Origin of the sequence: Nocardia sp. NPDC127526 (assembly GCF_042672265.1) — a bacterium.
Classification (GTDB): Bacteria; Actinomycetota; Actinomycetes; order Mycobacteriales; family Mycobacteriaceae; genus Nocardia.
Genome location: NZ_JBHXVO010000060.1, coordinates 1 through 10,998, shown reverse-complemented (window position 1 = coordinate 10,998; position 10,998 = coordinate 1). Strand labels below are relative to the sequence as shown.

At 65.8% G+C, this 10,998-nt stretch carries 13 protein-coding genes and 1 tRNA gene; 6 read left to right on the top strand and 8 right to left on the bottom strand.

Annotated features, from left to right (window positions below; translation table 11 throughout):
• Positions 1-120 precede the first annotated feature (120 nt).
• From ACFVIV_RS39055 to ACFVIV_RS39040, 4 genes are all read left to right on the top strand, one after another.
• Positions 121-1,083, top strand: a complete 963-nt coding sequence (locus ACFVIV_RS39055; protein WP_379205361.1) for a metallophosphoesterase — start codon at positions 121-123, stop codon at positions 1,081-1,083.
• A gap of 52 nt (positions 1,084-1,135) precedes the next feature.
• Positions 1,136-2,281 carry a hypothetical protein gene (locus ACFVIV_RS39050; protein WP_379205359.1) on the top strand — a complete coding sequence of 382 codons (1,146 nt, stop codon included), beginning with the start codon at positions 1,136-1,138 and terminating at the stop codon, positions 2,279-2,281.
• A gap of 48 nt (positions 2,282-2,329) precedes the next feature.
• Positions 2,330-3,409: a hypothetical protein gene (locus ACFVIV_RS39045; protein WP_379205358.1), complete on the top strand. Its 1,080-nt coding sequence runs from the start codon at positions 2,330-2,332 to the stop codon at positions 3,407-3,409.
• Positions 3,410-3,473: 64 nt separating this feature from the next.
• Positions 3,474-3,547: transfer RNA gene (locus ACFVIV_RS39040), tRNA-Pro, on the top strand.
• 69 nt (positions 3,548-3,616) lie between these two features.
• On the opposite strand, the gene ACFVIV_RS39035 is transcribed toward ACFVIV_RS39040, so the two are convergent.
• From ACFVIV_RS39035 to ACFVIV_RS39000, 8 genes are all read right to left on the bottom strand, one after another.
• Positions 3,617-4,891, bottom strand: a complete 1,275-nt coding sequence (locus tag ACFVIV_RS39035) for a tyrosine-type recombinase/integrase (protein ID WP_379205356.1) — start codon at positions 4,889-4,891, stop codon at positions 3,617-3,619.
• Positions 4,892-4,894: 3 nt separating this feature from the next.
• Positions 4,895-5,095, bottom strand: a complete 201-nt coding sequence (locus tag ACFVIV_RS39030) for a helix-turn-helix transcriptional regulator (protein ID WP_379205354.1) — start codon at positions 5,093-5,095, stop codon at positions 4,895-4,897.
• Between the two features lie 167 nt (positions 5,096-5,262).
• Complete coding sequence (locus tag ACFVIV_RS39025) at positions 5,263-5,982, bottom strand: hypothetical protein (RefSeq protein ID WP_379205352.1); 720 nt, start codon at positions 5,980-5,982, stop codon at positions 5,263-5,265.
• Positions 5,979-7,013, bottom strand: coding sequence for a hypothetical protein (locus ACFVIV_RS39020; protein ID WP_379205351.1), 1,035 nt, complete (start codon positions 7,011-7,013; stop codon positions 5,979-5,981). Before ACFVIV_RS39020 ends, ACFVIV_RS39025 begins: the two co-directional genes overlap by 4 nt.
• Entirely contained in the window at positions 7,013-7,498 is a 486-nt protein-coding gene (locus ACFVIV_RS39015; RefSeq protein ID WP_379205349.1) for a hypothetical protein, read from the bottom strand. The genes ACFVIV_RS39020 and ACFVIV_RS39015 overlap by 1 nt, the downstream gene beginning before the upstream one ends.
• A complete protein-coding gene (locus ACFVIV_RS39010) occupies positions 7,498-8,055 on the bottom strand; it encodes a hypothetical protein (RefSeq protein WP_379205347.1) in 558 nt (185 codons plus the stop codon). Before ACFVIV_RS39010 ends, ACFVIV_RS39015 begins: the two co-directional genes overlap by 1 nt.
• Positions 8,055-8,429, bottom strand: coding sequence for a hypothetical protein (locus ACFVIV_RS39005; protein WP_379205345.1), 375 nt, complete (start codon positions 8,427-8,429; stop codon positions 8,055-8,057). The genes ACFVIV_RS39010 and ACFVIV_RS39005 overlap by 1 nt, the downstream gene beginning before the upstream one ends.
• The gene (locus ACFVIV_RS39000; RefSeq protein WP_379205343.1) at positions 8,426-8,641 is read right to left on the bottom strand and encodes a hypothetical protein; all 216 of its coding nucleotides are present in this window, start codon (positions 8,639-8,641) and stop codon (positions 8,426-8,428) included. The genes ACFVIV_RS39005 and ACFVIV_RS39000 overlap by 4 nt, the downstream gene beginning before the upstream one ends.
• Before the next feature lie 201 nt (positions 8,642-8,842).
• On the opposite strand from ACFVIV_RS39000, the gene ACFVIV_RS38995 reads away from it, so the two are divergent.
• Positions 8,843-9,184 (top strand): GntR family transcriptional regulator, encoded by a 342-nt coding sequence (locus ACFVIV_RS38995; RefSeq protein WP_379205341.1) that lies wholly within the window; start codon positions 8,843-8,845, stop codon positions 9,182-9,184.
• A 176-nt stretch (positions 9,185-9,360) separates the two neighbouring features.
• On the top strand, positions 9,361-10,737 hold the full coding sequence (locus ACFVIV_RS38990; protein ID WP_379205339.1) for a hypothetical protein: 1,377 nt from the start codon (positions 9,361-9,363) through the stop codon (positions 10,735-10,737).
• Positions 10,738-10,998 lie beyond the last annotated feature (261 nt).

Sequence of the window (10,998 nt, the reverse complement as noted above, 5' to 3'; positions counted from 1 at the left end):
ACACGTTAAGCCCGGGGGGGGGGGGGGCCCCCCCCCCCCGAGAGAGCCCCCCGAGAGAGATAGGGGTGGCCCACCTCATTTAAAGCGGTGTTTCCGCCGCCGGTCGCCTATTCTGGGCAAATGCCCGTTATCTCGACCTCCGCCCTCAGCCGTGCCGCACTGGGAGCCGCCGGGGCCGCGGTCGCCGGAATCGGTTACGCCTCGCTGATCGAGCGCAATGCGTTCACGCTGCGCGAGGCGACGCTACCGGTGCTGGAACCGGGTAAACCTTCGCTACGGGTGTTGCACATCTCCGACCTGCACATGATGCCCGGTCAGCAGTTGAAGCAGGCCTGGTTGCGGGAGCTGGATCGGCTCGAACCGGATCTGGTGGTGAATACCGGCGACAATCTGTCGCATATGAAGGCGGTGCCTTCGGTGGTGCAGTCGATGGGCGGGCTGCTGGCGCGGCCGGGCGTTTTCGTCTTCGGCTCCAATGACTATTTCGCGCCGGTGCCGAAGAATCCGCTGAAGTACTTCAAGAAGGATCACAAGCGCGTTTTCGGTGACCCGCTGCCGTGGCAGGATCTGCGGGCCGCGTTCACCGAGCGGGGCTGGCTGGATCTCACCCATGTGCGCCGCGATATCGAGGTCTCCGGGGTGCGGATCTCGACCGCGGGCGTGGACGACCCGCATCTGCGGCGGGACCGCTACGACACCGTCGCGGGCGCGCCGAACCCGCTGGCGGACTTGAGCATCGGGCTCACCCATTCGCCGGAGCCGCGGGTGCTGGATCGTTTCGCCGAGGACGGCTACGACCTGGTCATGGCCGGGCACACGCACGGCGGGCAGCTGTGCCTGCCGTTCTACGGCGCGCTGGTCACCAATTGCGGGATCGACCGGGCGCGGGTCAAGGGCGCGTCGCAGTGGGGCGCGCACACCCGGCTGCATGTCTCGGCCGGCGTCGGCACTTCGCCGTGGGCGCCGTACCGCTTCTGCTGCCGTCCGGAGGCGACGCTGCTGACTCTGGTGGGCGCACCGCCCAAGAAGCCGGTGTCGGAGTCCGGTCGCGGACGAACCGTGTCGGAGACTGTCGCGCGTTGAGCGTTTGCCGCGATATACAACGCGGTATGTAGTCGTCAGTCAGGGGACAACCGTGACCAGTGGTAACGATAAAGACGATCCGGGGCAGCGCGGCCCGGATCCGGACTGGTGGCAGCAGGGCGCTCCGGCGCAGGATCCCAATTACGGTGGGCAGCAGTCCGATCCGACCTGGGTGGGGGGTTACACGCCGCCGCAGCCCACCACGCCGATCACGGGCGGGCAGTATCCGCAGGATCCGTATCAGAGTCAGCCGGGTCAGCCCTATACCGGGCCGCAGCCGTATCCGGGGCAGTCGCCGTATCAGTCGGGGCCGCAACCTTTTCCGTCGGGGCAGCAGCCTTATCAATCGGGATCACAGCCTTACCAGGCGGGGTCACAGCCGTATCCGGTGCAGCCGCAGTACGGGCAGCCCGGTTATCCGCAGCAGCCGTATCCGCCGCAGCAGCCGCCGGGTGGCGGGAGCGGCAAGGTCTGGTTGTTCGCCGGTATCGGCGTGCTGGTGCTGGCCATTATCGGCGCGGTGACGGTCGCGCTGGTGAACCGGGATTCGAGTGAGCAGTCGGCGCAGTCGAATACGACGCCCTCGCTGATCAGCGCGCTCACCCCCACCGGGAGTTCCACGGCGCCGACGACCAAGTCGACCACCACGCCCAAGACCACCGGCCCGGCCGCGGTGGTGCCCGGCTATCAGGTCGTCACGATTCCGGACAATGGTGCGGCCTATGACATTCCGAAGGAGTGGAAGGTCGACCGCACCGGTCAGAGCACCTTCGGCTCCGGCGGCGATTCCATTCCGATCGCCGGTCTCGCCCAGGACGGTATCGGCTACTGCCCGAACTATGTGCGCACCAATGTCTTTCTGAGCCAGTCCACCGAGACCGATCCGACCAAGGCGGCGACGGACATCGGTGTGCGCCTGGGCCGCATCGGCTGGTCGACCTCGACCGATACGACGCCCGGCATGGCCGAGCCGTTCAAGTCCTCGGACGGGCAGTTGGAGGGGATCTTCATGGAGATCACCGGCAATGCGCCCGCGCCGTCGACCGGATGCGCCTCCACCTACTCCATCTACACCTTCGCATTCCCCGGCGACAGCGGGGCTTTCGTCTTCACGATCGCCGCGGACACCGGGGTGGATCAGGCCGTGGACAAGACGTTAGCGAAGAAGATCCTCGCCACCATCCGCCCGTACGAGTAGGCGGGCGCCCGGCGGGGCGGCACGATTCGTCAGACAGGGGGTCCGACGATGACCAACGGATTCGACGACCGGAACAACGATCCGGAAGGGCGCGATCCGACCGAGAACTGGTGGCAGGGTGCGCCCGGCAAAGGTTCACCCTGGCAGTCACCGCGCCCGCCGAATCCCCGCCCGGCTCCGAATCCCCGATCATCCGGGCCGAATCCCCAATCGCCTGGACCGAATCCCCAACCCTCCGGGCGGAATCCGTTCTTCTCCGGCCCGAATCCCTATGTGTCGGCCCCGAATCCCAATGTGCCCGGGTCGAATCCCTATGTCTCCGGCCCTGACCCACGCGTGGGCCCGAATCCGTATGCGACGGGCCAGAATCCGTACCAGCCCACCCCGCCGCCGTTTGGCTACCCGCCCACGCCCGGACCGGGCAGGGGCCGGATATGGCTCTACTTCGGCATTGCCGCGCTCGTGATCGCCCTGGTGACGGTCGTGGCCGTCGTCCTGGTGACCCGCGATCCGGACATCACCACGCAACCCCCGTCCACCACTCCCGCATCGACCACCACCACGCGGCCGCCCACGACGACCACCAGCTCCGGCCCGACCACCCCGGCGCCGATCATTCCCGGCTACCAGGTGGTGGTTCCCTCGGGCGTCACCGCCGCCTGGGATGTCCCCGCCGACTGGCAGATAGACCAGTCGATCACCGAATTCGGTTCCGGCGCAGACACGGTCCAAGTGGCCGGCCTGGCCCAGGAGGGCGTCAACTACTGCCCCGACTACGTCCGCAGCAGCATGTTCCTCACCACCGCCGACCAAGCCGACCCCTCCGCCGCCGCCCTGGACGTGGGCGCCCGCATGGCCCGCCTGGGCTGGACCCCCACCGCCGTGAACGCCTCCACCCCCGAACCCTTCGACTCCAGCGACCACGACCTGCACGGCGTCTACGCCGAAACCAGCGGCGCCTTCACCCCACCCGCCCCCTCCTGCGCCTCCACCTTCACCATCTACACCTTCGCCCTCGGCGGCGAATCCGGCGCCCTGGTCCTCACCATCGCCGCCGACACCGGCATAGACCGCGCCGTAACCCGCGATTTCGCCCGCACCCTACTAGCCACATTCCGCCTGATTTAGCCACTTGACCAGCAGATTTAACGTCCGGACCAGCCATGCGCTAAGCTACTCCAGGTTCGCTTCACGGGGTGTGGCGCAGCTTGGTAGCGCGCTTCGTTCGGGACGAAGAGGTCGCAGGTTCAAATCCTGTCACCCCGACGTGTTGGTTGAGACACAGTAGAAGGCCCTGACCATTATCTATGGTCAGGGCCTTCCTCGTTTCCCAGGCTATTCGGAATCTTGGTTATTGGTGCCCGTCCGCAGTCCGTCCGCAGCCTTCTTGTTTGCTGCCCGCGCCGCCCGGTCGAGGGCTTCCGCGACGGCCTCAAGGTCGTCCGGGAACAGGTCGGCGTAGGTGTCGAGGGTCATGGCTGCCGACTTATGCCCCAGCATGATCTGAACAGCTTTCGGATTCGCGCCTGCGCTGATCGCCAGCGATGCGGCCGTGTGGCGAAGATCGCGAGGAGTGATCTTCGGGAACTCCGGAGTTTTTGCCTCCCCGATAGCTTCGATCTCCAGGGCACGCGCCTTGCGGGCCGCTTTGATCGCCCGAGTGACCGCAGGAGCGAATACACGTGGGCGGTAGGTAGACGCCCGCAGCACTCCGCCCTCGGTCGAGGTAAACACCAGGGCATCGCGTTCCTTGCCACGCATCAGAGCCGATAGCTCATCCGCCAAGGATTTCGGGAATGGCACCGAACGGCGCTGGTACGTCTTGGTGTTCGACCACACCAATCGCCCTTCTACTTCGGCGACGGCATCCACGATGTTGACGCGGCGGCGGAGCATGTCGAATGAGTACACCCGCAGCGCCGCCATTTCGCCCCATCGCAACCCGGTGTAAGCGAGAAACCGTATCGCAGTGGCGTTCTCGGTTACCTCGCGAGCCAGCTGCGCAACTTGCCGATGAGTGAGGTAGCCGCGCCGCTGTTGCCGACGCTTGGGCAACTTCACCCTGGTGCATGGATTTCGCGGAATCTGGCGTTCCTCCACCGCGGTCTCACAGATCCCTCGCAGAATGCCCACCGCGTTCTCGATGGTGGGCACCCCAACTCCGTCAGCCACCATATCCGCGACCCAGGTCCGGACGTTCGGAGTACGCACATCCCGTACCGCCGTAGCACCCCAGCGCGGCTTGACATGCGCGCGCCAGGTGTACCGCCGTGTGGAGCCGGTCGTCTCCTTCAGGTGTGCCTGCGCCTTGAGCCAGCGCGGCCCGAGCTTGGCGATCAGCTCACGGCCGGCCGAAGGTGCGACATGAGTTCCGGTCACAAGGGAGCTGGTCACCTCGTCGAGCCAGGATTGCGCATCGACCTTGCGGACGAAGGACTGCACGTGTTCCTGACCGTCGTCATCGACGTAGCGAGCGCGCCAGCGTTTCGCGCAGCCATAGTTCGCCGACTTCACCCGTTCACGGGTGATGGTCCCGTCCTCATGCTTCGTGGTGACCGTCTTGTACCAGCGGTCTTCGACACCCGCGCGTCGGTTTCGCTGAGCAGCCATTGGTCAGGCCGCCCCGCCGCGCGTGGTGGTCGCTTCCTGCTCGGCGATCCAGGCCATGAGGACACTCTCACGCCAGACGCGACGGTGACCGAGCTTGAAGCTCGCCGGACCAGAGCCAATGTGCGCCCAGTAGCGCCATGTGGCCTCGGGGATTCCGGTGATCCGTTCGCAGTCTTTTGCCTGGAGGTAGCGGTCGTCGTTCATGAGATGTCCTCTGGGAGTGGGTGTCAGGTGGCTGTCGTGTCGGGTGTCGGGTGCGGTGCGCACGCTGTCGGGTGGTGCGCACCGGCTGTCGGGTCCGGTGCGTTGGGTGTCGCGTGGTGCGACAGGAGCTGTCGGATGCGCGACAGCTGCTGTCGGGTGGTGTCGCATCAGTGCTCGCCACCTGTCGCGTGGTGTCGCAGTGACGCGACACGGGTGTCGCCGGCATGGTTCCGCTCCGACTGTTCGGTGCGCAGGGTGGCCAGGTCGGTCACGCGGAAGTCCAGGTCAGGCCCGTACGCGAGGGCCTGTCGCGCGACGGCGACAACAGTGTCGGGTCGGAGGTAGCCGTCGCAGACGTACATCACGCCCGCGCACTGGTCGTGGTGCGCTTGTCGCACGGTGGTGCGCAGGCGGTGCGCGAGCTGTTCGGCGGTCAGGTACCGGCTGGTATCGACCTTGACCGCGACAGACTTCCAGTCCGGGCGGATCAGCCGGCCGTCGTAGGGGTACAGGCCCGGTCCGGGTGTCTGGTGTCGCATGATCCGGTCGGAGGTCCATCGTTCTGTCGCCTGCGCGCCGAGCGCGACACGGGTTTGAGCGACCGCTCGGCAATGGCTGGCCCACATCGGGGAGGGCCGCCAATCCCCGGGCCGCCAGCCCAATACCCAGGCGGCGGTGGTGCGGGTGGGTACCGCCCATTTCGCGCCCGCCTGCACCTCCATCAACGGGTGCAGTGCCTGGGCGTCGAGGAGCCGGTGAATCAGGCGGTAGACCTCCGAGCGGCGCACGCCGAGGAATTCGGCGAGCACGTCGAGTTGCATGCCGCGCATCTCGGTCAGACCGACCAGGGCACGGACCGCATTGGCAGTGAGTTTGGTAGTGATCATGATTGGTCCTTGGAAGCGTGAATAGGGTTGCGGCGCCGCGGTTTCGCCGCGCGTCGGGTGAGGAAGTCGTGCCAGATGTCGTCGAAGTCGCGGACGGCGAATCCGATGTCGATGGCCTTGACTTCGGGTGGGAGCCGTTCGGCGGCCGCGTTCACGCCGTCCATGACTCCGGCGGTGCGGCACAGGTAGAGCAGGCCGACGACTTTCTCCGGGGTGGCGTCGCGGGCCGCGCGGATCGCACCCCGCAGCGCGGTGTCCAGGGCGTCGTCGGCCTTGCGGGACAGTTCGACTTCCAGCGCCCACCAGCCGTAGAGGCCCTGCACCTGGCCGAGGAACCGGCCGTCATGAATGTGCGGGAGTCCCTCGCGCGGGGCGCGGCCGGTGCTGAATTCCTTCTTGCGGGAGTGGGTTTCGTTCGCGGCGAGTTCAGCGCGATGCTGTAGGGCCCGTTCGGAGATCCAGGCTTCGAGGTCGTCGCCGACGAGCATGATCCGGGCCTGGGCCACCGCGCGGTGGTGAGCGGCTTGCTTGAGCGAGGTCCGCCATTCCTTGACCGACCAGCCCAGGAACCGCGAGGCGGTTCCCTTGTTGGTGATCACCCACTTTTCGCCGGGCTGGATCTGTTCGAGCTTGCGCACGAGATGGTCGTCGCGCAGCTGCTTGACCAGCACGTAGGTGTGGGACTTGTCCATGCCCAGGAACCAGCCCAGCACGTCGAGCTGCATCCCGCCCTGCTCCGACAATGCGGTCAGCGCCGTGGACTTGCGGGTGTTCGACACCGACGCACCGCCGCGCAGGCGCTGGACGGTCGAGCGGGGCAGGCCGACTCGGCGGCCGATCTCGCCATCGGAGTGGCCGGCGGTGTGCAGCCGCGCGACCTCCCCGAGGACGATTTCGACCTGGCGGGCGGTCAGGCCGAGCCGATCGGCGATCTGCCGGTAGCCCTCCCCCAGATCCCGCAGACCGCGAATCATCTTGTCCCGGTCCTCGCCCTCCAAGCCCGCGTAGCGGCCCTTGCCTTCGTGACTCATCAGGCCACCCCGCGACGGGAGCCGACTTCGACCCAGCTCATCAGCTGCCGCACCGCCGCAGGTGGACAATTCTGTCCAGCTGCCACCGGCGCGGATGGTTCGGACTGCACCACCGGTGCACGTGTTCCAATTGGGACACCTGTCGGCGGCGACACCACAGGAGCAACCCGCCCGGCAGGTGAGCCATGTGACTCACCTGCCGGGCGCGGCACGGCGGTGAAGAGTTCGGCGGCGGTGTGGCCGGGCAGCATCGCTTCCAGGACCCGGCAGTGGTCGGGGAACGGAAGGGTTTTGATGTCACCGGCCAGCCACCGGTAGAACTGCGCCTTGAGTGGGCCGGTGCCGACCAACTTCTCATCGATGCGGGCGGCGGCCTTGTCGTACTCGCGCAGGAACACCCGATGGGTCTGCCAATGCCGCTGCCGCAACTGCGCTTTCAACTCGGTATCCGGCCCCAGCCTGCGGGTACGCTGCGCGGTGCTCATCACACCGCCTCCCGATCGGCCACCGCGTACACCGTGGACTCGACCAGCCCGTACAGGCAGCCGCAGCTACCCTCCGGTGTGGTCCACGGCGCGCCGCCGCAGTCCGAGCACACCTTCCATTCCGTGGACTCGTGCAGCCAGACACACTGGATATCGGTGCAGCCGTGGCGGTCACACCAGATGCACACCCCGCCGAAACTGAGCCGGGGCGGGCACTGCCACACCGTGCGGGTGCCGGCGGCCGTCACCGCGGGCTGCCCCGCCAGGGTGCGCGGCGCCGGAATCGGTGCGCCCGTGGACAGGTCGAACGGGGCCAGTAGCTCATCAATGGTGTAGCCGGGGAACATCGCTTCGAGCACGTGGCGGTGGTCGATGTGCGGGCGAACCTGGCCCGCGAGCCAGCGGCGTACGGTGCGGATGTTCGGGGCGTAACCGACCATGCCGGAGTCCACCCGCGCGGCGGCCCGGTCGTATTCCAGGCCGAACCGGTCTTGTGTCCAATCACGCTGCCGGACAAGGGCTTTGAGCACTGTTCCGGACTTGCAGATGCGAGGCATCAGGCGACCACCTTCCCGTTGTGGTCGAGGGAGCCGAACCCGCAGGAGGCGAGGAACTCCGCATACCGCTGCGCGGCGCACTGTTCGGCGAACCGCCGCCACGGATTGATCTGCGTGCCAGGCGGTTCGGCGTAGCCGATCTGCGCGGCCGTGATCCGGTAGCCCGCCTTGATGCTGAGCGCCTCCGCCATCACCGTGACCGTGCGCGGCTTCGGGACGTTCTCCCCCAGCCGGTAGCGCTTGATATTGGCCTGCTTCAGCGACACCACCGGGCCGCCGTCGCGCTTGCTGACCTGGAACATCCGGTGTGCCAACCCGTTATCGGTGATACCCAGCTCGGCCATCACCGCCGTCAGGCGCTTGTTCTCCGTCATCGGGCCGCCCCCTCGTTGTGGTCGGAGGGCAACCGCCAGAACTCCGGCGTCGCGGACATCCACGACTCCGGTGCTTGGGCGGCGGGGGTGATCCACCCATCGGTGATCAGGAACTTCAGCAGCCGCTCAGCGGCGGCGGCCGGAACGCCGTGGTCCGGGCCGAACGAGGCCAGGGCTTCGAGGTCATGCCTGTTGGGAACTAGACTGGACATGCTTCAGGGACTCCTAACAATCTGAGGCAAGACGAAGCGGCGGCAACCGCTTCGGAATCGACTCCCCGGTAGCTCCAACTGCCGGGGAGTTTTCTGTGTTGCAACGCCTTCCAGCGTCATCAACTAGTTAAGCATAGGTCAATCAGTTATGTATGCGAATGGCCAATCAGGTGACTCTGATTCACCCCCTATCATTGGCGCATGAGCGAGCACGCCAGCACGCCGAAGTACCAGGCGATTGCAAATGACCTTCGGGACAAGATCGTTTCTGGTGTCTATCCGGTGGGTAGCCAGCTGCCTACAAAGGCAGAGCTCATGACGACCTACGAGGTCGCCCTCAATACAGTGGACAAGGCTCTGGACGTACTTCGAGACATCGGCCTTGTTGAATCGCACCAGGGCGTAGGCACTTTCGTGCGAACGGCCGAGATCGCCCGCAAGGCCGATCTTGAGGCACGAGTCACGCACCTGGAAGCCCAGGTCACCAAGCTCTTTGAACTCCTCAATGGCTCGGACGCACGGCGGGGCAGGAAGGGCAGCTAGGCTCACCGCCCCAACCTGCACAATCGGCATCCACGTCATACATTGAGGAAAACGCAGCCACCGCCGTCGCCACACCATGTGAAACCCCATGTGAGACAGCACGATCCAATGCGATCGATCATCCTCAGTGTTTGCCCGGTACTCGGGCGTATCATCAGCCGAGGATCTGGTTTCGCGTGAAAGAGGTGGATCTCGTGACCGAACGGAACACCGCTCTGGCCGATCTGATCACCGAAGCAGGAATCTCCTGGGCAGGGCTTGCGAAGCGTATCAACGACCTGGGGGCCGACGAGGGAAAGGCCCTGCGGTATGACTACACCGCCGTTCATCGGTGGGTGAACTTGGGGCAGAAACCGCGGGGCATAACGCCTACGCTGATCTGTCGAGTGCTCTCCGAGCGACTCAATGGCCGGCGCATCCGTCCGGCCGACATTGGGATGGAAGGATTCGAGTCATTGGCATCACGCGGCCTTCAGTACCCTCATGACCCGGAATCCTCGCTGGAGACGATCCGAGATCTCGGCGCGGCTTACACAAGCGGGCAGTTCAGCGCCCCTTTCATCCTGGCGGCCCTCGCCGCCCCGAGCCGCGACTGGTTGCTGGCAATGTTCGAAGAGGTCAGTTCCGATCGCGGGCCTCGCGCGATCGGCATGCACCAGGTCGCCGGCATCCGCAACATGTTCAGCCTCTTCCAGGAGATGGATGTCATGCGGGGCGGAGGCCATGCGCGCACGGCGCTGATCAGCTACATGAACACGACCGTGATTCCGTTGATCCGGCGCGAGCACGAACCCGACGTCCAGAAAGCCCTGTACGACGCCGCAGCTGAACAGGCTTACCTAATCGGGTGGATGGCCTATGACGATGGCGAGCACGGTCTCGCGCAGAGGTATCTGATCCAGGCGCTGAGGCTCTCTCAGGCGGCTGAGAACCCGATCCTTGGTGCGCATGTTCTCGCCGGAATGGCAGACCAGGCAAATCTACTCGGGCACTCCTACGAAGCCGTTGCACTCGCCCGCGCAGGACTTCACGGCATCGCCCCCGAGAACTCGCCCGCCTGCTACGCCGACCTGAGCATTCTTGAGGCCCGGGCCTTGGCGAAACTCGGCGAGGCCACGGCGGCAACCAAGTCGATCACGCGGGCCGAGCGAATCTTCGAGCTGGTCGACCACGACGCCGAGCCGGAGTGGGCACGGTTCATCGACCGCGCGTACTTCTACGGCGAAGCCGCTCAGATCTTCCGAGACTTGAAACAGCCCAGCGAGATCAACCGCTTTGCCACGCTTTCGATCAACGAGTGCAGGGAACAGCGCCGAGCACGCCGCGGCGGCCTGAGCCAGGCAGCTGTAGCGGCGGCCCATATCCAGAACAACGAGATCGAAGCGGCGGCCGATCGCGCCCGGGTGGTAGTCCGTCTGACATCCACCGTAAATTCTTCCCGCTGCCTTGAGGCGGTAACCGACCTTCAGCGACAACTGAAGCCCTACACCTCCGTTCAGCAGGTGCAGGAGTTCAACCTTGAGGCCGCGAACCTTCTTGGTCTTGTCGCTTAGTCGATCTACACGGCCGCCGACCAGATCCACTGGAGATCGGTTCGGCGGCCGTTCCACGTCGCAGCAGGGCTGAGATCCGCCCGCATTCTGCCCGAAGAGTGCCCGTACCTTGCCCGAAGTGTGCCCGAAGAAGAAATTCCGGAGTTTAGTGCGGGCAGTCGCTCCCACCCATGCCCCCTGAGCTGCGCCTTCGGCGCAGGGCTCTTGTCTCTCGTGGTCCTGATTCCCTCCCGCTTCGCTGAAGGGAATCAGGACCACGAG